This is a genomic window from Streptomyces sp. NPDC058683, from assembly GCF_042716195.1.
Classification (GTDB): Bacteria; Actinomycetota; Actinomycetes; order Streptomycetales; family Streptomycetaceae; genus Streptomyces.
The window spans coordinates 367,031-387,172 of record NZ_JBHXSK010000001.1; the positions used below are offsets into that span (position 1 = coordinate 367,031).

Here is a 20,142-nt window from a genome sequence, read left to right on the forward strand (position 1 = left end):
CCGCCCCGCGGGTAGCGTGGGAACGAGGCCGGGGGCCCTGACGCGAAGGAGCGGGCGGATGGGCGTGAAGCGGTGGGCGGACCTGTGGCCGGTGTACCGGCAGATCACCGGAGCCGACCGGCTGGGCCGGGGCCGGGCGGTCCAGTCGAAGCGGTCGAGGACCCTCACGCCCCACACCGAGGACGCCGACCAGGTCGTGCACTCGGTGTGCCCCTACTGTGCCGTCGGCTGCGCCCAGAACGTCTACGTCCAGGACGAGCAGGTCACCCAGATCGAGGGCAACCCGGACAGCCCGGTCTCCCGCGGCCGCCTGTGCCCCAAGGGCTCCTCCAGCAAGCAGCTGGTCACCGGACCGCAGCGCGAGGACAAGGTGCGCTACCGGGCCCCGTACGCCACCGAATGGCAGGACCTGGACCTGGAGACGGCCCTCGACATGGTGGCCGACCGGGTCCTCGCCGCCCGCCGCCGGGGCTGGCAGGACACCGACGAGCACGGCAACCCGCTCCGCCGCACCATGGGCTTCGCGAGCCTCGGCGGCGCGGCGCTGGACAACGAGGAGAACTACCTCATCAAGAAGCTGTTCACCGCCCTGGGCGCCCTGCAGATCGAGAACCAGGCGCGCATTTGACACTCCGCCACGGTTCCCGGTCTGGGAACCTCGCTCGGCCGTGGCGGTGCCACGGACACCCCGGAGAGCCTGACGGACGCCGACTGCATCGTCATCATGGGCTCCAACATGGCCGAGGCCCATCCGGTCGCCTTCCAGTGGGTCATCGAGGCGAAGAAGCTCGGTGCCCGGGTGGTCCACATCGACCCCCGGTTCACCCGCACCAGCGCGCACGCCGACCAGCACGTGCGGATCAGGGTGGGCAGCGACATCGCCTTCCTCGGCGGCGTCGTCAACCACATCCTCGCCAACGACCTGCACTTCGAGGAGTACGTACGGGCCTACACCAACGCCACGTTCCTGGTGCGCGAGGACTTCCGGGACACCGAGGACCTGGACGGCCTGTTCAGCGGCTACAACCCGGAGACCGGCAAGTACGACAGCAGCAGCTGGGCGTACGAGTGCGTCGGCGGCGAAGGCGACGGCAGGCAGGGCAGCACGCTCATCTCCGCCACCCCCGCCCAGTCGGCCGGCGGTCACGAGGACCTGCCCGGCCCCGCCGGCCGGATCGCGACGGACCCCACGATGCGGCACCCGCGCTGTGTGCTCCAGATCCTCAAGCGGCACTTCTCCCGGTACACCCCGGAGATGGTGGAGCGGGTCTGCGGCATCACCCGGCGGCAGTTCCTCGACGTGTGCCGCGCCTGGACCGAGAACTCCGGCCGGGAACGCACCACTTCGCTCGTCTACAGCGTGGGCTGGACACAGCACTCCGTCGGCGCCCAGTACATCCGGGCCGGCGCCATCGTCCAGCTCCTCCTGGGCAACATGGGACGGCCCGGCGGGAGCATCCTGGCGCTGCGCGGCCACGCCAGCATCCAGGGCTCCACGGACATCCCGACCCTGTACAACCTGCTGCCCGGCTACCTGCCGATGCCCAACGTCACCCACACCAGCCTGACCAGGTTCGTGGACGACGTACGCCATGTGATGCGCAAGGGGTACTTCGCGAACGCCAGGACGTACATGGTCTCCCTGCTCAAGGAGTACTGGGGCGACGCGGCCACCCAGGAGAACGACTTCCGCTACGACTGGCTGCCACGCATCAACGGCGACCACGGCACCTACCGCACCGCGATGGACATGATCGCCGGCACGGTCTACGGCTTCTTCCTGGTCGGGCAGAACCCGGCGGTGGGGTCGGCCCACGGACGGCTCCAGCGGCTCGGCATCGCCAACCTGGAGTGGCTGGTCGTCCGCGACCTCGCGATGATCGAGAGCGCGACGGTCTGGAAGGACGCGCCCGAGATCGAGACGGGCGAGATCTCCACCGGGACCTGCAAGACCGAGGTGTTCTTCTTCCCCGCCGCCTCGCACGTCGAGAAGTCCGGCACGTTCACCCAGACCCAGCGCATGGTCCAGTGGCGCGACCAGGCGCTCGAACCGATCGGCGACCGCCGCTCCGACCTGTGGTTCTTCTACCACCTCGGGCGGATCGTCCGGGAGAAGCTGGCGGGGTCGCGGGACGAACGCGACCGACCGGTCCTCGATCTGGCCTGGGACTACGCGATGGAGCAGGGGGACGAACCGTCCGCCGAGGACGTCCTGCGCCACATCAACGGCATCGACCTCACCACCGGACGCACCGTCAACTCCTACGAGGAGCTCAAGGACGACGGGACCACCGCGTGCGGCTGCTGGATCTACAGCGGCGTCTTCGCGAACGAGACGAACCAGGCCCGGCGCCGCACCTCGCGGTTCGAGCACCCGATCACGGACAACCAGTGGGGATTCGTGTGGCCGCTCAACCGCAGGGTCCTCTACAACCGGGCGTCCGCGGACCCCGACGGCAGGCCGTGGAGCGCGCGCAAGGCTCTCGTCTGGTGGGACGGCGACCGCGGCGAGTGGACCGGCCACGACGTCCCCGACTTCCAGCGGCACAAGCCTCCGCACCACCGGCCGCCGCCGGAAGCCACCGGTACGGACGCGCTGGCCGGGGACGACGCGTTCATCATGATGGGCGACGGGAAGGCGGCGCTGTTCGCACCGACCGGCCTGGTCGACGGGCCGCTGCCCACCCACTACGAACCCGAAGAGTCCCCGGTGCGCAACGCGCTCTACACGCAGCAGTCCAACCCGACCCGGCTGACCTACGCGCGCGCCGACAACCCGTACAACCCCTCGCCTCCCGAGCCCCACACCGAGGTGTTCCCGTACGTGTTCACCGCCTCCCGGTACACCGAGCACCACACGGCCGGCGCGATGAGCCGCCAGCTCCCCTACCTCTCGGAGCTCCAGCCCGGACTGACGGTGGAGGTCTCCCCGGAACTCGCCGCCGAGCGCGGACTGCACCACATGGGCTGGGCGCACGTGATCACCAGCCGGACTGCGGTGGAGGCCAAGGTGGCCGTCACCGACCGGCTGGCCCCGCTGCGGCTCGACGGCCACACGGTCCACCAGATCTGGATGCCCTACCACTGGGGCAGTCGCGGCATCACCACCGGTGACGTCGTCAACGACCTGATCGGCGTGGTGGCCGACGCCAACGTGCTGATCCAGGAGAGCAAGGTGCTCACCTGCGACATCCGGCCCGGGCGGCGCCCGCGCGGCCCCGCACTCCGCGCGTACGTCGAGGACTACCGGCGCCGGGCGGGGATCACCACCGGGACCGGCACCAGCGAGGTGACGGCCCACGGCCACCGGACGGACGGGCCCCCTGACGACGGCCGCCGTCCAGCGCCGGACGGACCGGAGGACTCCGGCCGCCCGGCCACCTCTGAAGGGCCGGAGGAACCCAGATGAGCGAGCACGAGAACAGCTTCTTCGGCCCGCTGGCGGACCCGGCCGGCGACGCCGGCCACCCCGAGGACCACCCGCCCCGGGTCGGCTTCTTCACCGACACCTCCGTCTGCATCGGCTGCAAGGCGTGCGAGGTGGCCTGCAAGGAGTGGAACGACGTCCCGGCGGACGGCTTCGACCTGCTCGGCATGTCCTACGACAACACCGGCTCGCTCGGCGCGAGCACCTGGCGGCACGTCGCCTTCATCGAGCAGGACCTGCGGCTCGGCGACCAGGACTCCGGCCTGGTCGGCCTGCCCACCGGACCGTCCGGGACGGAGACCACCCGCGAGGTGGTCGCGGAGGCGCTGCACGACGCGGGCCACCGGGCCGGCGCCGAACTAGGCACGGAACCGGTCGACCTGGGCTTCCCCAGCTTCGACCTGCCCGGCGCCGGGAGCGGCGCGGAGACCCGCACCGACTTCCGCTGGCTGATGTCGTCGGACGTGTGCAAGCACTGCACCCATGCCGCATGCCTGGACGTCTGCCCCACCGGGGCGCTCTTCCGTACCGAGTTCGGCACCGTCGTCGTCCAGCCCGACATCTGCAACGGCTGCGGCTACTGCGTCTCCGCCTGCCCCTACGGCGTCATCGACCGCCGCCCCGACGACGGCCGGGCCTGGAAGTGCACCATGTGCTACGACCGGCTCAAGGGCGGGCTGGAACCGGCCTGCGCCAAGGCCTGCCCGACCGACTCCATCCAGTTCGGCGTGCTCGACGAACTGCGCGAGCGCGCCGACGCCCGCCTGGAACAACTCCACGAGGCAGGCGTGCCCGAGGCCCGGCTGTACGGCCGCGACCCCGACGACGGAGTCGGCGGCGACGGCGCGTTCTTCCTGCTCCTCGACGAGCCGGAGGTCTACGGGCTGCCGCCGGACCCGGTCGTCACCACCCGTGACCTGGGATCCATGTGGAAGCACGCGGCCGTGGCGGCCGGGATGATGGTGGCCGCGTCCGCAGCGGTGTTCGTCAAGGGAGGCCGTCGATGACCGGGCGCGGCGGGGGCGGGAAGCACCGCGGGGGCGGCGGTGGCGAGGAGCCGATGGTCCCGCGCGCGGAGTTCCGCTCCTACTACGGTCGTCCGGTGCTGAAGCCGCCGGTCTGGGAGTGGAAGGTCCCCGCCTACCTCCTCACCGGCGGACTCTCGGCGGGCGCCGCCCTGCTGGCCGTCGGCGCCGACCTGACCGGGCGGCCCGAGATGCGCAGGTCCTGCCGCGTCGGCAGCTTCGGGGCGCTGCTCGCCAGCAGTTACCTCCTCATCGGCGACCTCGGCCGGCCGCTGCGCTTCCACCACATGATGCGGGTGGCGAAGCCGAGTTCCCCGATGTCGATGGGCACCTGGATCCTGATGTCGTACGGCCCCGGCTGCTCCCTGGCCGGCATCGCCGAGCTCGTGCCGAAGCCCTGGCTGGACCGGGCCGGGCTCACCACCGCCGTGCAGTGGGCCGCCCGCCTCGGCGGCGTCTCCGCGGCCGCGATCGCCCCCGCGCTCGCCTCGTACACGGCGGTTCTGCTCTCCCAGACGGCCGTGCCGGCCTGGCACGAGGCCCACAAGGAGCTGCCGTTCGTCTTCACGGGGTCCGCCGCGGCGAGCGGCGCCGGTCTGGCGATGATCTGCGCCCCGCCGGCGGAGGCGGGACCGGCCCGCCGGCTGGCTCTCCTCGGGGCCGCGACCGAGATCGTGGCGTCCCGCCTCATCGACCGCAAGCCGCAGTTCGAGACCTCGGCGTTCACCCACGGCGCCGCCCACCGGATGCGCAGGGCGTCGGAGTACCTGACCATCGGCGGGGCGTGCGCCGCACTGACCTTCGCCCGACGCAGCCGGGTCGCCGCCGCGCTCGGCGGCCTCGCGCTCCTGGCGGGCAGCGGGTTCCAGCGGTTCGGGACCTTCGAGGCGGGCGTGGCGTCCACGAAGGACCCCGCGTACGTGGTGAAGCCGCAGCGCGAACGCCTCGACGCCCGGCGCGAGGCCGAGGGCGGTACGTGACCCCGTCACACTCCGCACGAGGCCCGCGCACCGGGCCCTGAGCCGCGCCGGTCCGACCCGGACCCCGCACGGTGCGGCGCGGGCTCCGGGAGCGGCCGCCGACCTAGCCTGGCAGGGATGCCGTCAGCAGGGCCGGAGCGGAGGTGCACGAGATGGCGCGCGACCACGCCGGCGCGGCGGGCGCCGCCCCGCCCGTCGACGAACGGCGGCGGCTGCCGCGCACCGATGTGCTGCTGGCCGATCCCCGGCTGACCGCGGCGGCACGGCGGCTCGGACGGGAGCTGGTCAAGGACGTGGTCGCGGAAGTGCAGTCCCGGGCCCGGGCGGGCGAGGTACCCGCCGACGAGATCGCCGACCGCGCTGTGGCCGCCCTCCCCGCCACCGCCTGCGCCCTGCGCCCGGTCGTCAACGCCACCGGCGTACTGCTCCACACCAACCTGGGCCGGGCCGCCCTCTCGCAGGCCGCCCGGGACGCCGTGCTGTCCGCGTCCGGCACCACGGACGTCGAACTCGACCTCACCACCGGCACCCGGTCCGGGCGCGGGCGGGCCGCGCTCGACGCCCTGCTGCGCGCCGTGCCGGCCGCCGAGGCCGCCCATGTGGTCAACAACGGCGCGGCGGCCCTCGTCCTGGCCGCGACCGCGCTCGCCCAGGGACGGGAGATCGTCGTCAGCCGGGGCGAGATGGTGGAGATCGGGGACGGCTTCCGCCTGCCCGACCTGCTCGTCTCCACCGGCGCCCGGTTGCGCGAGGTCGGCACCACCAACCGCACCACCCCCGCCGACTACGCCGCGGCCGTGGGCCCGGACACCGGTTTCGTCCTGAAGGTCCACCCCTCCAACTTCCGTGTCACCGGCTTCACCCGGGAGGCGTCGGTCGCCGAACTGGCCCCGCTGGGCGTGCCCGTGGTGGCCGACATCGGCTCGGGCCTGCTCACCCCGGAGCCCGCACTGCCCGGCGAGCCCGACGCGACGACCTGGCTGCGGGCCGGGGCGTCCCTGGTCACCGCCAGCGGCGACAAGCTGCTCGGCGGACCGCAGTGCGGGCTCCTGCTGGGCGACGCGGAACTGGTACGGCGGCTGGCCCGGCACCCGCTGGCCCGTGCCCTGCGCGTGGACAAGCTGACCCTGGCCGCCCTGGAGGCGACCGTGCGCGGCCCCGTCCCGCCGACCGTCACCGCGCTGCGCGCCGACCCCGTACGGCTGCGGGAACGCGCCCGGGACCTCGCCGCGGGCCTCGGCGCGGACGGGATCGACAGCCAAGCCGTCGACACCGAGGCGGTGGTGGGCGGTGGCGGTGCGCCGGGCGTGACGCTGCCGAGCGCCGCCGTCTCGCTGCCCGCCGCCTACGCGGCCCCGCTGCGCGCCACCGACCCCGCCGTCATGGCCCGCGTCGAGGACGGCCGCTGCCTGCTGGACCTGCGGGCGCTGCCGCCGGAGGCCGACGCGCTCCTGGCACGGGCGGTGCGCCTGGCCGAGGTCCCGCCCGGGGCGGCCGGGCCGGGAACCGGGAACTGACCCGTGCACGTCGTCGCCACCGCGGGACACGTCGACCACGGCAAGTCCGCGCTGCTGCGCGCCCTGACGGGGATGGAGCCCGACCGCTGGGCGGAGGAACGCCGCCGGGGCATGACACTGGACCTGGGTTTCGTGTGGACGCGGCTGCCCGGTGCGGGTGACGTGGCCTTCGTGGACGTACCGGGGCACGAACGCCTCGTCGGCAACATGCTGGCCGGGGTCGGCCCGGTCCCCGCCGTCCTCTTCGTCGTCGCCGCCGACCAGGGCTGGCAACCGCAGTCCGAGGAACACCTGTCCGTCCTGGACGCGCTCGGGGTACGGCACGGCATCCTCGCCGTCACCCGCTGCGACCTGGCCGGACCGGACGCGGTCCGCGCCGAGGCGCTCGCCCGGATCGCCCGCTCGTCCCTGGGCGACGTACCGAGTGTGGCCGTCAGCGCGGTGACGGGTACCGGCCTCGACGCGCTGCGCGCCGCCCTGGTCCGGATGAGCGGCGGCCTGCCCGCCCCGGACCTGGCCGCGGACGTACGGCTGTGGGTGGACCGGGCGTTCACGGTGCGCGGCCACGGCACGGTCGTCACCGGCACCCTCGGCGCGGGGACCGTGCGCGTCGGCGACCGGCTCCAGCACGCGCACGACGGGCGGACGCTGCGGGTACGCGGGCTGGAGTGCCTCAAGGAGCCGTGCCAGGAGGCCGGGGCGGTCGCACGGGTGGCGGTCAACGTGACGGGACCGGGCGCGGGGGACCTGCGTCGCGGGCACGCGCTGCTTACCCCGGACCGCTGGCTGACCACCGACCTCGTGGACGTACGGCTGCGCGGCGACGCGGCCCGTGATCTGCCGCGCGACCTCACCCTGCACGCGGGCTCCGCGGCGGTGCCGGTGACGGTTCGTCCGCTCGGCGCGGACACCGCGCGCCTGCGGCTGGCCGTACCGCTGCCGCTGCGCGTCGGCGACCGCGCGCTGCTGCGCGACCCCGGACGGCACCGCGTCCCGGCGGGCATCACCGTGCTCGACGTCCGCCCGCCGCGGCTGACCCGGCGCGGTGCGGCGGCGGCCCGGGCCCGGGAACTGGCGGTGGCGCCGGGACCCGCCGACGGAGCCGGGGAACTGCGCCGACGCGGCCTGATCCGCCGCTCGGAACTGCTCGCCATGGGCGTGGAACCGCCGGTGGAGCCGGTCGCGGGGGAGTGGCTGGCGGACCCGGCCCACTGGGCGGCGCTGCGCGAGCGCCTGGCCGAGGCGGTCGAGGAGCACGCCGCCGGTAACCCCCTCGAACCCGGCATGCCCCTGGAGACGGCCCGCCAGACGCTCGGACTGCCGGACCGCGGCCTCGTCGACGCGCTCCGGGCACGGTCGCCCGGCCTGCGCTACAGCGACGGCCGGCTCTACGGCAGCCACGGCGGCCCCACGCTGCCGCCCGCGATCGAGGCCGCGCTGGAAGCCGTACGCGCGGACCTCGCCCGTGCGCCCTTCCACGCCCCGGACGCCGACCGGCTGCACCAACTCGGCCTCACACCCAAGCTGCTGGCCGCCGCCGAGGCCGCGGGCGTCCTGCTGCGGATCGGCCCGGGGATCGTGCTGCTGCCGGACGCGGACGTACGGGCCGCCGCCGTCCTCGCCCGGCTGGAGCAGCCGTTCACCACCAGTCAGGCACGCCGGGCGCTGGACACCACGCGCCGGGTCGCCGTCCCGCTGCTGGAATACCTGGACCGGCACGGCCACACCGTACGGGTGGACGCCGCGCTGCGCCGCTGCCCCGCCACAGTCCTGGACGGCCGGTGACGCGGCCGGCACGCGCCGATCGGCGGAGACGGACGGGAATCGAACCCGCCTGCCCGAGTTGCTCGGACACCTCGGTTTTGAAGACCGGGAGGGCCACCAGGCACCCTTACGCCTCCTCGCAGGGTCATCGAACCGTCGCATTCCCGGGCAAGTCAACGCGCCACACGGCGCTCCCCGTCACCCGCAAGGATTGATGCAGCCATGACTGGCACACGAACCGGCATCCATGAGCCACCACGGCAGGGGACCGTGCGGCTCACGCAGTACGCCCACGGCGGCGGCTGCGCCTGCAAGATTCCCCCCGGCGAACTGGAGGAGATCGTCGCCGGACTGACGGCCCCGGGGACGCCCGGCGTCGCCACGGGCGACCTGCTCGTGGGCCTCGAAGCCGGCGACGACGCGGCGGTCATCCGGCTGCCGGGCCACGCCGGCGCGACCGCCGCCGTCGCCACGGCGGACTTCTTCACGCCGGTGGTCGACGACCCCTACGACTGGGGCCGCATCGCCGCCGCCAACGCGCTCTCCGACGTCTACGCCATGGGCGGCACCCCGCTGGTGGCGGTCAACCTCCTGTGCTGGCCCCGCGACGTGCTGCCGTTCGATCTGGCGCGAGAAGTACTGCGCGGCGGAATGGACATCGCCGCGGCGGCGGGCTGCGTCGTGGCGGGCGGCCACAGCGTCGACGACCCGGAACCCAAGTACGGCATGGCGGTGACCGGCACCGTCGACCCGGACCACCTCCTGCGCAACGACGCGGGACGGCCGGGGACGCCACTGTCCCTGACCAAGCCGCTGGGCCTGGGAGTCCTCAACAACCTGCACAAGACGACCGGCGAGGTCTTCCCGCACGCGATCGAGACGATGGTGGCGCTCAACCGCGACGCGGCGCGCGCCGCGGTGGCCGCGGGGGCGGTCTGCGCCACCGACGTCACCGGCTTCGGCCTGCTCGGCCACCTGTACAAGCTCGCCCGCGCGTCGGACGTGACCGCCGTCGTCGACTCCGCCGCGGTGCCGTTCCTCGACGGCGCCCGGGAGGCCGCCCGCACCGGGCACATCAGCGGCGGCACCCGTCGCAACCTCGCGTGGGTCACCCCGCACACCGACTTCGGCGGCGCCGACGAGCTGACCCGGCTCCTCCTCGCCGACGCCCAGACCTCCGGCGGCCTCCTCGTCGCCGGCGAGGTCCCGGGCGCCCCGGTCATCGGCGAACTGGTCCCGGCGGGACCGCACCGACTGGTCGTGCGCTGACCGGACCCGTCGCGCGGCCGAGAGGGCGCGTGCCCGGTGCGGCACGCGCCCTCGGCCGGTCAGGCGACCGTGCAGGTCTGGTCGCCCAGTTTGAAGGACGTGGGTTTGGTGTTCGCCCCCGTCCAGGTGCCCGTGAAGCCGAAGGACACCGAGGAGCCGGCCGCGACCGTGCCGTTCCAGCTGACGTTCTTCGCCGTCACCGAGGCGCCGGACTGGGTCCAGTCGGCGTTCCAGAGCTGACCGACGGTCTGGCCGCTCGGGAAGGACCAGGCCAGGGACCAGCCGGTCCAGGACGCGGAACCGGTGTTGGTGAGCCGGACGTCCGCCTGGAAGCCGCCCGTCCACTGGTTGGTGATGCCGTAGGCGACCGTGCAGGCGCCGGTCGGGGTGGGATCCGTGCCGCCTCCGCCGTCGTCACCGCCTCCGGCCGTGTCGCCGTAGATCACGCCCCGGCCGTTCGTGGAGACGTACACCCGGCCGTACACCCGCGGATCCCCCGTGATCGCCGCGCCGGTCCAACCCCACTGGTGGGCATCGTCGTTGATGCGCGTCCAGGTCGTGCCCTTGTCGATGGAGCGGAAGATGCCGCGTACTCCGCCGATCTTCGCGCTGGTGTAGAGGGTCTGGTACGAGGCGCCGGTCGCCGCCTTGCCGAAGCCGATCGTGTCGGCCTGGTCGACGTTCGAGAGCTTGGCGAAGCTCGCGCCGCCGTCCGTGGAGTGCCACAGCCCGTACGCGCCGTCCGTGGCGCCGCCGGCCAGCCACACATCGCCCTTCGTCCCGGGCAGCGCCTTGAAACGCACGCTGTCGCCGCTCGGGAGGCCGCTCGCGGCGGACGCGGTGAAGCTCGCGCCGCCGTCCGTACTGACGTAGAACTTGCCTGACTTGAAGCCGTAGAAGGTCTTCGGGTCGACGCGGTCCGACTCGACGGCCGCCCCGGCCGGGATCCCGCTCGACGCCGACCAGGACGAGCCGAAGCCCGTCGTGTACTGGACGCCGGTGCCCGCCGGGCTCCAGACGAACCGGCTGCCGTCGGCGGCCGCGGCGACCGTACCGCCGCCGCTCACCCCCGAAGGGTCCGTCCCGGCGAACCAGTTGGCGCCGTTGTCCGTCGAGAACGCGACGTGCGGGCCGGAGTCGAGATTGCCCACCCTGACCACGGTGTTGGGGTTCGTCTCCGCGAAGTCCAGGCTCGTCGTGGTGGTGAAGGTGGGGGACGTGTACATCAGCGAGGGGACCTTGGTCAGGTCCGTGTGGCGGAAGCCGCCGATGTCACCGAGCGCGCTGAAGAGCTGGGCCCCGCCGGACGGGGGCGCGGCCAGGTCGTCGACCGCCGTCTCCTCCAGGCCCTGCACCATCGGCTTGACCGTGAACTGGCCGCCGGAGTCCCAGTTGCCCAGGTTCTCGGTGCCGTAGAGCGTCGCTCCCGTCCCGTACATCATCCGGTTCGAGTTGAACGGGTCGATCTCCAGCGCCTCCGTCATCCAGCCCAGTTTCGGGGCCTGTTCGGGCGGAGAGGGGTTCGCTCCGAAGGTGAGCCAGGGGGAGGACGAGACGTCCATCGTGTAGCGGTTCGAGCGGTTGGGGTACGACGTGTAGTCCCACGCCTTCGTCCAGGTCGCACCGCTGTCCGTGGAGCGGAAGAGCTGGGTGTCCGGCCACCAGGAGCTGTACGCCGTCGCCATCACCGTGCCGGGGTGCTGCCGGTCGACCGTCAGTCCCGAGAAGCCGTAGTACGTGTCGGTCTCCGCCACCGGGCTGATGTCCGTCCAGGTGCCGGTCGCGGTCGTGTACCGCCACAGCCGGCCCTTGCCGCCGTCGTACGGGCCGCCCTTGTCGCTGTAGGAGAGATACAGATAGCCGTTGACGGCGTCCAGCACACCCTTGTGCGCCAGATACCCCGTCGGCTGTCCGGCGAGCCGGGTCCAGGTGGCACCCGCGTCCGTCGAGCGGTACACCGAGTTCTGCAGGTCGGCGACCCCGACGTAGATCGTCTTCGTCGCCGTGCCGGCCGTCCCGGTCGACTCGTCGAAGGTGACCCAGGTGATGCCCTGGTTGTCGGAGGCGTAGCCGCTGGTGTCGGCCGGATCCTGCACGTAGTTGCCGACGTTGGGGAAGCCGGCCACCTGCGCCCAGGTCACCCCGGAGTCCGTCGACCGCCACAGCCCCTTGCCGCTGGGGGCGCCCAGATACAGCACACTGTCCTTGTTCGGGTCGACCGCCAGCCGCTCGCCCATGCCCCGGCCGGGCATGTTGCCGCCCAGCTTGAACGGCAGATCGGTCTTCTGCCAGCTGGCACCACGGTCCGCGGAGCGCAGCACGGCCCCGTTCGTCGGGTCCCAGCCGTTGGTGTACGTCCCGACGGCCGCGTACACCCTGTTCGGATCGACCGGGTCCGAGGCCAGACTGACCACGCCCGTGTGGCCCCACTCGTCCCAGCCGACCGAGTCGAGCAACGGCGTCCAGGTCTTCGACGACTCCTGCCAGCGGTAGGCGCCGCCGATGTCGGTACGGGCGTAGGCGAGGTTCTTCTCGCTGCGGTTGAAGACGATCCCGGGGACGAAGCCACCCCCGTCGATCCGGGCGTTGTGCCAGGTGTACGTGTCGGCTGCGAGCGTGACCTGCGCGGTCTCATGGACGGCGAGCGCGGGCGGGGTGCCGACGAGTAAGCCGGCTGCGAGGGCGAGGACGGCGGTGAGGATGCGGGTTCTTTGCACGGAGGCTCCTTCCAAGAATGAGTGGAGTAAGCGCTTTCCGTCTGGTGTGAGAGGTGCCGGGCCGCCCCCAGTGCGGGTGAGGACGGCCCGGCTGCAGCGCCCCGTAAGGGGCGCGGGGCTGTATCGATATGCGGCTCCGCCGCGTGGGCGCGACCAGCCACGACGAAACCCGCGGCCGACCACGGCAATCACCGGAACTACTCAAGAAGCTCCGCATACGACCCCATGGCCAGCGCGATGTCCGCCTGAGCCCAGAACCGGTGATAGCTGAACGACGGCGCGGCCCCGCCCGCCAGATAGCTCTCGATCTTCGACCACGCCGGGTCGTCCTGATAGAAGGACCGCAGCGAGGCGAACGTCGACGACGAGTTGACCGCGTCACCGTTCGGCATCTTCCCGGACCACCCGCTCGGCACGTACACGCTGTCGTCGAAGCGGTTGTAGTCGGCCCGCGTCTCCGGCACCGCGATCCCCAGGCCGTCCTGGTAGTGGGCCCACATGCCGTCGAGCAGCGCCTTGGCCGTCGACTTCGCCGTCGCGTTGCCGGACTTGGCGGCGTAGTACGTCAACGTTTTGGCGTACGCGGCCGCCACGCCCACGTCGTTCGTGTAGTCGGCGACGGTGACGTGAAGTCCGCTGTTGGAGCCGGGACTTGAGGCGTTCCAGGTGTCGGGCTGGCCCGACCACTGGAGCGTCGAGGGGATCTGGTAGGTGCCGTCCGGGTTGATCGTGGTCTTGGACAGCGCCCACGCCACCCACTTGTCGAGGATCGCCTTGGCCGTGGCGTTCCCGGTCTGCTGGTAGTACTCGGCGACCCGCTCCATCGACCAGGCCTGGAAGCCGAACCACTGGTTGGACGGCGGGTCGTGGTAGACGGGCTGCTGGTCGTAGTACATGCCGTAGAACGTGGACGTACCGGCCGGCGGACTCGCGTACCTGCCCTGCCAGCTGTTCGTCGCACCGCCCGCGATGGCGCCCTCGGAGGACTGCAGCCAGCGGTAGAACTCCAGCTGCCGGGTGAGGGACGTGCCCCAGTCCGCCGCGCCCGTGGTCGACTTGGGCTTCAGGTCGGCGTACGAACTCAACGCATAGGCGGCCAGGGGATTCTGATAGCCCCCGTGCACATGGCTGGACCCGATCCGCCACGCCCAGCCCGCACTCGTGTCGGTCGCGCCGCCCCATGCGTAGTACCAGGACAGCAGATAGTCCGAGGCGTCCTTGCCGGTGCCGGCCGCGCAGGTCGACGGGCCGACGCAGTTGCCGATCTTCTTGAAGTACTTGTCGTACATGGCGTAGCGCAGATAGTCGCCCATCTTCGCCGCCTTGCCGACCGTGGCGGAGACATCGGCGCCCTTGCCCTGCGCCTTCGCCCACACGTCCGCCCAGTACGCGGCCTGCACCGCCCGCGCGTCGGCGTCCGGGGCGTCCGTGTACTTCCACTGCTTGGCGTACGACGAGTCGCCGGTGAACAGGTCCAGGTACCCGTTCGTGCCGCCGTACTTGAAGGCGTCGCAGGTCGGCTGCGGGACCGTCTCCCACACCGACTCCTGCGCCCCGCGCTGGAAGGTGTTGATGTAGGACGGCCCGTCGGCCGCCGGGCCCGCCTCGCAGCCGCCGCCCGGAGTGTCGCCGTAGCCGTAGACGTTGTCGACGTCCTGTAGCCAGTGCATGCCGTAGACGTCGTCCGTGCCGTACGCGGTCTTCAGTTCGGCGGCGATCGGGTCCGAGCCCACCGGCACCGAGGTGTCCAGCTTCGCCGGGTACTCGTTCGGGGTGTCCAGCTCCGGTGCGTACGTGGCCGGTTTGGACGCGTTGTAGAAGGAGTTGGTCGGCTGGTCGGCGTGGGTCGGGATCATGTACTTCTCCATGAGGGCCCACGCGCCGTTGAACTTGGACCAGTCACCGGTGACCTTGCCGTACATGGCCTGCAGCCAGAGAAGGTAGCTGTAGGCCTCCGACGTGGTCTCATGCCCCTGGTCCGGCGCCTCGACGATCAGCGTCTCGACCGAGTGGTACGGGATGCCCTCGGGGGAGAAGTAGCCGTTCGCCGGGTTGGTGATCCTCCCGTAGAGGTCCAGGAAGCGCGCGTCGTACGTCTTCGACGCGGCCAGTTCCGTCACGGTGACCGCGGCGCTCGTGTAGCCGGTCGCCGACGCGGTGAAGGTCGCGGTGCCGGTGCCGGCGGAGTCCGCGGCGACGGTCACGTTCTGCGCGGTGTTCCAGTTGGAGGGGGTGAAGGTCAGCGACGATCCGGCGCTCACCGACAGTCCGGTGTTCCCGGCCGTCCGGGCCACCGAGACCGTCACGTTGGCGGTCGGCTGCTTCGACAGGCGCACCCCGAACGTGCCGGTCGCGCCCTGCTGGATGCCCAGCTGGGTGGGCGAGGCGACCACGGCGGGACCGGAGGCGACCGTGATGCCGACCGGGGTCGAGGACGCGGAGGCGCCCAGGCTGTCGTACGCCTTCGCCACCAGCGAGTAGCTGCCCACGGTCAGACCCGTGACCGAGAGCGAGTACGGCGACGAGGTGTCCGTCCCCAGCAGTGTGGTGTCGTCGTAGAACTCCACCTTGCTGATCGTCGCGCCGTCGGCCGCCGCAGCGGTCGCCGCCAGCGGCACCGCGTCGCCCTGCGTGTAGACCGCGCCCGCGCCCGGGCTGGTCAGCACGGTGACCGGCGGCTGGTGCGCGCCGGCGCAGGTCGTGCCGTTGACCGCGAAACCGGTGGGCGCCGCGTTGCTGCCGGTGTACGAGAACTGGGCGCCCGTCGACACCGCCGCGCCCGCCGCGACGGTGCCGTTGTACGACGCGTTCTGCAGGGTGACCGAGGTGCCGGACTGGGACCAGATGCCGTTCCAGCCGTTCGTCAGCTTCTGGTTGCCCGTGTACGCGTAGGTCAGCGTCCAGCCGTTGATCGCGTCGGTACCGCGGTTGGTGAGGGTCAGGTCGGCGGTGAAGCCGGTGCCCCAGTCGTTGGTCCTGTAGTCGACGCTGCACTGGACCGTCGCCGCATGGGCGGGAGTCGTCCCGGTGGCGAGCATCGACAGCGGCAGGGCGAGGGCAGCGACGACGGCCGTCCACAACCGTCGTACGGCTCTGCGTCTCCGCCCGGGGTGCGGGGGGTGTGCGGGATGCATGTGCTGGTTCCTCCTTGCGCTTGCGGCTCGGGAAGAAGTCAAGGCTTGAACCAGTGGGAGCGCTCCCATAGTGGAGACGTGGCATGGTGCGGTCAAGGCAGTTGAAGAGTCGAAAAGATTCGACGGACGCCGCTGAGGAAAAGTCAAGCAACTCCCCTGTTCTTTGCTGTCACTTGGCGCTACCTTCCTTCGCACCAGTGGGAGCGATTCCGTTCAGTCGACGCGTCCGTCACGACGCGCCCGAGCTGCAAGGAGTCGCTCATGCGACACCCCCCGCGTTCAGTTCTTTTAGCCGTCGCCGGTGCGGTCGCCCTCGTCGGGTCCGCGCTGGTGCCGGTGGTGTCGGCGTCCGGAGCAACGCCGGCGTGCACGGTGCAGTACACGGTCACCGGCCAGTGGGACACCGGCTTCCAGGCCTCCGTGACCATCACCAACAACATGGCGGCCATGAGCGGCTGGAGCCTCGGCTTCGGCTTCGCGAACGGCCAGAAGGTCACCCAGGGCTGGAGCGCCAAGTGGTCCCAGTCCGGTACGGCGGTCACCGCCACGAACGAGAGCTGGAACGGCCCGCTGGCCACCGGCGCCAGCGTCAGTGCCGGGTTCCTCGGCTCCTGGTCGGGGAGCAACACCGTGCCGACGGCGTTCAAGCTCAACGGCACGACCTGCAACGTCGATTCTGAACCCACTCCCACTCCCACTCCCACCCCGACCCCGACCGAGCCGCCCGGCACCGGCACGGCGCCCGCCCTGCATGTCTCCGGCACCAAGCTCGTGGACGCCGGCGGCACGGCCCACCGCCTCCTCGGCGTGAACCGCTCCGGCGGCGAGTTCATGTGCGTGCAGGGCTACGGGATCTGGGACGGCCCGGTGGACGACGCGGCGATCAAGGCGATCGCCGACTGGAAGGCGAACGCGGTCCGCATCCCGCTCAACGAGGAGTGCTGGCTGGGCCTGTCCAACGTCAAGCCCGAGTACGGCGGCGCCAACTACATCAACGCGGTCAAGGACCTGGTCGCCCGCGTCGAGTCGTTCGGCATGACGCCGATCCTCGAACTCCACTGGTCCTACGGCCAGTACACCGGTAACTCCGCGGGCTGCTCCGACGTGCACGCCACCTGCCAGAAGCCGATGCCGGACGCGCAGTACACCCCGTCCTTCTGGTCCTCGGTGGCCGGCACCTTCAAGGACGACCCGGCGGCCGTGTTCGACCTGTTCAACGAGCCGTACCCGGACCGGGCGACCTCCACCACCACCCAGGCCTGGCAGTGCTGGCGGGACGGCGGCACCTGCCCGGGCATCGGGTACGAGGTCGCCGGCATGCAGGATCTGGTGGACGGCATCCGGTCGGCGGGCGCCAGGAACGTGATCATGATCGGCGGGCTGGCGTACTCGAACGACCTCAGCCAGTGGCTCGCGTACAAACCCACCGACCCGGCCGGCAATCTCGTCGCCGCCTACCACGTCTACAACTTCAACACCTGCGCCAGTGAGAGCTGCTGGAACTCCACCCTCGCCCCGGTCGCGGCCCAGGTGCCGCTGGTCGCCGGGGAGATCGGCGAGAACACCTGCTCGCACGGCTTCGTCGACCAGGTCATGAAGTGGTTCGACGACCGCGGCCTGTCCTATCTGGGCTGGACCTGGAACACGTGGGACTGCTCCTCCGGCCCGTCCCTGATCTCCGACTACAGCGGTACGCCGACGGCGTACGGCGCCGGTCTGCGCGACCACCTCCAGGTCGTCAACCCGTAAGCACGCCCACCGAAGAAGAAGGAACCCGCACTCATGAGCCGTACCAGAACAGCGGTACTCGCCGCCCTGGCGCTCGTCGCCGGGGTGGCCGGGCCGGCGGTCGCCGTGACCCCCTCCTCGGCGGCGGCCGTCGCCGCGATCCCCTGCACCGTCGACTACAAGATCCAGAACGACTGGGGCGCCGGCTTCACCGCGGCCGTCACCGTCACCAACAACTCGGCGGCGAAGTCGAGTTGGGCGGTGAAATGGTCGTACGCCGGGAACCAGAAGGTGACCAGCTTCTGGAACAGCAGGATCACCCAGAGCGGCACCGCCGTCACCGCGGCCAACGAGACCTACAACGGCACGCTGGCCACCGGCGGTTCGGTCAGCTTCGGCTTCAACGGGTCCTACAGCGGCACCAACGCGCTCCCGACCGCCTTCACCCTCGACGGCGTCACCTGCAACGTCGACGACGGCAGCGGCGGTGGCGGGGACAACGGGGGCGGCTCCGGGACCCGCGTCGACAACCCCTACACCGGCGCCAAGGTGTACGTGAACCCCGAGTGGTCCGCGAAGGCCGCCGCCGAGACCGGTGGCAGCCGGATCTCCAACCAGCCCACCGGCGTCTGGCTGGACCGCATCGCCGCCATCGCGGGCGTGAACGGGGGCATGGGCCTGCGCGCCCACCTGGACGCCGCCCTCGCCCAGAAGGGCAGCGGCGAGGAGGTCGTCCAGCTGGTCGTCTACGACCTGCCCGGACGGGACTGCGCGGCCCTCGCCTCCAACGGCGAACTCGGGCCGACGGAGATCGACAAGTACAAGACGCAGTTCATCGACCCGATCGCGACGATCCTCGCCGACCCCAAGTACGCCTCGCTCAGGATCGTCACCACCATCGAGATCGACTCACTGCCCAACCTGGTCACCAACACCGGCAGCCGCGCCACCGCCACGGCCAACTGCAACACCATGCTGGGCAACGGCAACTACGTGAAGGGCGTCGGTTACGCGCTCGCCAAGCTGGGCGCGATCCCGAACGTCTACAACTACCTCGACGCCGGCCACCACGGCTGGCTCGGCTGGGACGACAACTTCGCCCCGTCGGCCACCCTGTTCAAGCAGGCGGCCACCAGCGAGGGCGCGACCGTCGACGACGTGGCCGGCTTCATCACCAACACGGCCAACTACAGCGCCCTGAAGGAGAACAACTTCACCGTCAACGACACGGTGAACGGCACCTCCGTGCGCCAGTCCAAGTGGGTCGACTGGAACCGCTACGTCGACGAGCTGTCCTTCGCCCAGGCCTTCCGCACCCAGCTGGTCTCGGTCGGCTTCAACTCCGGCATCGGCATGCTGATCGACACCTCCCGCAACGGCTGGGGCGGCAGCGCCCGCCCGGCCGGCCCCGGCGCGACGACCAGCGTGGACACCTACGTCGACGGCGGCCGCTACGACCGCCGGATCCACGTCGGCAACTGGTGCAACCAGTCCGGAGCCGGTCTCGGCGAGCGCCCGCAGGCAAGTCCGGCCACCGGGATCGACGCCTATGTCTGGATGAAGCCCCCGGGCGAGTCCGACGGCTCCAGCACCGCCATCCCGAACGACGAGGGCAAGGGCTTCGACCAGATGTGCGACCCGACGTACACGGGCAACGCCCGCAACGGCAACAGCATGTCCGGCGCCCTGCCGAACGCGCCGCTGTCCGGGCACTGGTTCTCCGCCCAGTTCCAGCAGCTGATGGCGAACGCGTACCCGCCGTTGTCGTAGGACGGTGACCGTCCGCCGGGGTCAGCCCTCAGCAGAGTCCAGGGCGAGGCCCCGGCGGACCGCGAGCTCGACCGGCGAGTAGGTCCCGTCGGGGCGGTCCAGCTCCAGGGGCGCGTTCAGGTACAGCGGCGGCTGGGCCAGGAAGCGCGGACGGGTGCCGTGGTTCGGCTGGGCCGCGTGGACCAGGAACGGGTGGCACAGGTAGACGTCGCCCGGCCGGCCGGTGGCGAGGGCGACCGGGCGGTGCGCGGAGGCCGCCGCCACCAGCGGGCCGAGCTCCTGCAGCGTGGCACCCTCCGCGCCGTACGGCTCCAGGATCCGGGGCACGTCCAGGTGCGAGCCGACCCGGATGCGGGTCGGGGCGTCCGCCTCGGTCACCTCGCTGAACAGGAACAGCATCAGCAGGGCGCGCTCCCTGGACCACACGTTGGCGTACCAGTCGGTGGCGCCCTCCGGCTGGAAACTCGTGTCGATGTGCCAGCCCGCGTCGTCCGGCTCCTCCCGGTGCGGGAACCTGAGCGGGAAGGCGCCCAGCGAATAGCGCGGATCCCAGCGCCGCTCACCGACCAGCAGGTCGAACGCCTCGTGCAGCGCAAGGGAGTTGGGGGCGGCGGCGAAGGGGCCGTCGGCCAGGCCGCCCACCCAGACCACCGGGTCCTTCCAGGTGCCCGGGTCCTCGGGGTCGTATCCCGTCTCCCGCCACAGCCGCCGGGCGCAGCCCTCGGCGACACGGGGCGCGACGGCACCCTCGATCTTCACGAAGCCGTCGGTCAGGAAGCGCTCCACCAACTCGTCGTCCATCCGGCCATCG

Annotated in this window: 11 protein-coding genes and 1 tRNA gene; 8 read left to right on the forward strand and 4 right to left on the reverse strand. The window is 71.7% G+C overall.

The window, feature by feature from the left end:
- Positions 1 to 58: 58 nt before the first annotated feature.
- The 5 genes from fdh (at position 59) to selB (ending at position 8,734) form a co-directional block, all read left to right on the forward strand.
- The gene (gene fdh, locus ACFWXC_RS01775; protein WP_384471370.1) at positions 59 to 3,409 is read left to right on the forward strand and encodes a formate dehydrogenase; all 3,351 of its coding nucleotides are present in this window, start codon (positions 59 to 61) and stop codon (positions 3,407 to 3,409) included.
- Positions 3,406 to 4,434 carry a 4Fe-4S dicluster domain-containing protein gene (locus tag ACFWXC_RS01780; protein ID WP_384471373.1) on the forward strand — a complete coding sequence of 343 codons (1,029 nt, stop codon included), beginning with the start codon at positions 3,406 to 3,408 and terminating at the stop codon, positions 4,432 to 4,434. The genes fdh and ACFWXC_RS01780 overlap by 4 nt, the downstream gene beginning before the upstream one ends.
- Positions 4,431 to 5,432 (forward strand): NrfD/PsrC family molybdoenzyme membrane anchor subunit, encoded by a 1,002-nt coding sequence (gene nrfD, locus ACFWXC_RS01785; protein WP_384471376.1) that lies wholly within the window; start codon positions 4,431 to 4,433, stop codon positions 5,430 to 5,432. Before ACFWXC_RS01780 ends, nrfD begins: the two co-directional genes overlap by 4 nt.
- 152 nt (positions 5,433 to 5,584) lie before the next feature.
- Positions 5,585 to 6,949: an L-seryl-tRNA(Sec) selenium transferase gene (gene selA, locus ACFWXC_RS01790; protein WP_384471379.1), complete on the forward strand. Its 1,365-nt coding sequence runs from the start codon at positions 5,585 to 5,587 to the stop codon at positions 6,947 to 6,949.
- Between the two features lie 3 nt (positions 6,950 to 6,952).
- Positions 6,953 to 8,734, forward strand: coding sequence for a selenocysteine-specific translation elongation factor (gene selB, locus ACFWXC_RS01795; protein ID WP_384471382.1), 1,782 nt, complete (start codon positions 6,953 to 6,955; stop codon positions 8,732 to 8,734).
- Positions 8,735 to 8,757: 23 nt separating this feature from the next.
- Here selB and ACFWXC_RS01800 read toward each other — a convergent pair.
- Positions 8,758 to 8,850, reverse strand: a tRNA-Sec gene (locus tag ACFWXC_RS01800).
- A gap of 85 nt (positions 8,851 to 8,935) precedes the next feature.
- Here ACFWXC_RS01800 and selD point away from each other — a divergent pair.
- Positions 8,936 to 9,982 carry a selenide, water dikinase SelD gene (gene selD, locus ACFWXC_RS01805; protein WP_384471385.1) on the forward strand — a complete coding sequence of 349 codons (1,047 nt, stop codon included), beginning with the start codon at positions 8,936 to 8,938 and terminating at the stop codon, positions 9,980 to 9,982.
- A gap of 59 nt (positions 9,983 to 10,041) precedes the next feature.
- Here selD and ACFWXC_RS01810 read toward each other — a convergent pair whose 3' ends face one another.
- Both ACFWXC_RS01810 and ACFWXC_RS01815 read right to left on the reverse strand, forming a co-directional pair.
- Positions 10,042 to 12,699 carry a cellulose binding domain-containing protein gene (locus ACFWXC_RS01810; protein ID WP_384471388.1) on the reverse strand — a complete coding sequence of 886 codons (2,658 nt, stop codon included), beginning with the start codon at positions 12,697 to 12,699 and terminating at the stop codon, positions 10,042 to 10,044.
- 197 nt (positions 12,700 to 12,896) lie between these two features.
- Positions 12,897 to 15,833, reverse strand: coding sequence for a glycoside hydrolase family 48 protein (locus tag ACFWXC_RS01815; RefSeq protein ID WP_384471391.1), 2,937 nt, complete (start codon positions 15,831 to 15,833; stop codon positions 12,897 to 12,899).
- 261 nt (positions 15,834 to 16,094) lie between these two features.
- On the opposite strand from ACFWXC_RS01815, the gene ACFWXC_RS01820 reads away from it, so the two are divergent.
- Together ACFWXC_RS01820 and ACFWXC_RS01825 are read left to right on the forward strand one after the other, a co-directional pair.
- On the forward strand, positions 16,095 to 17,582 hold the full coding sequence (locus ACFWXC_RS01820; RefSeq protein ID WP_384471394.1) for a cellulase family glycosylhydrolase: 1,488 nt from the start codon (positions 16,095 to 16,097) through the stop codon (positions 17,580 to 17,582).
- 33 nt (positions 17,583 to 17,615) lie between these two features.
- Positions 17,616 to 19,331, forward strand: coding sequence for a glycoside hydrolase family 6 protein (locus tag ACFWXC_RS01825; protein WP_384471397.1), 1,716 nt, complete (start codon positions 17,616 to 17,618; stop codon positions 19,329 to 19,331).
- Positions 19,332 to 19,352: 21 nt separating this feature from the next.
- Here the strand turns inward: ACFWXC_RS01825 and ACFWXC_RS01830 are convergent, their stop codons facing one another.
- Complete coding sequence (locus ACFWXC_RS01830) at positions 19,353 to 20,132, reverse strand: phytanoyl-CoA dioxygenase family protein (protein ID WP_384471400.1); 780 nt, start codon at positions 20,130 to 20,132, stop codon at positions 19,353 to 19,355.
- Between the last annotated feature and the right edge of the window lie 10 nt (positions 20,133 to 20,142).

What these genes read in the sequence shown, in the direction of transcription:
- nrfD (WP_384471376.1), top strand. Translation starts at nt 4,431, where the DNA reads ATGACCGGGCGCGGCGGGGGCGGGAAGCACCGCGGGGGCGGCGGTGGC.
- ACFWXC_RS01820 (WP_384471394.1), top strand. Translation starts at nt 16,095, where the DNA reads ATGCGACACCCCCCGCGTTCAGTTCTTTTAGCCGTCGCCGGTGCGGTC.
- ACFWXC_RS01780 (WP_384471373.1), top strand. Translation starts at nt 3,406, where the DNA reads ATGAGCGAGCACGAGAACAGCTTCTTCGGCCCGCTGGCGGACCCGGCC.
- ACFWXC_RS01815 (WP_384471391.1), bottom strand. Translation starts at nt 15,833, where the DNA reads ATGCATCCCGCACACCCCCCGCACCCCGGGCGGAGACGCAGAGCCGTA.
- ACFWXC_RS01830 (WP_384471400.1), bottom strand. Translation starts at nt 20,132, where the DNA reads ATGGACGACGAGTTGGTGGAGCGCTTCCTGACCGACGGCTTCGTGAAG.
- selD (WP_384471385.1), top strand. Translation starts at nt 8,936, where the DNA reads ATGACTGGCACACGAACCGGCATCCATGAGCCACCACGGCAGGGGACC.
- ACFWXC_RS01825 (WP_384471397.1), top strand. Translation starts at nt 17,616, where the DNA reads ATGAGCCGTACCAGAACAGCGGTACTCGCCGCCCTGGCGCTCGTCGCC.
- selA (WP_384471379.1), top strand. Translation starts at nt 5,585, where the DNA reads ATGGCGCGCGACCACGCCGGCGCGGCGGGCGCCGCCCCGCCCGTCGAC.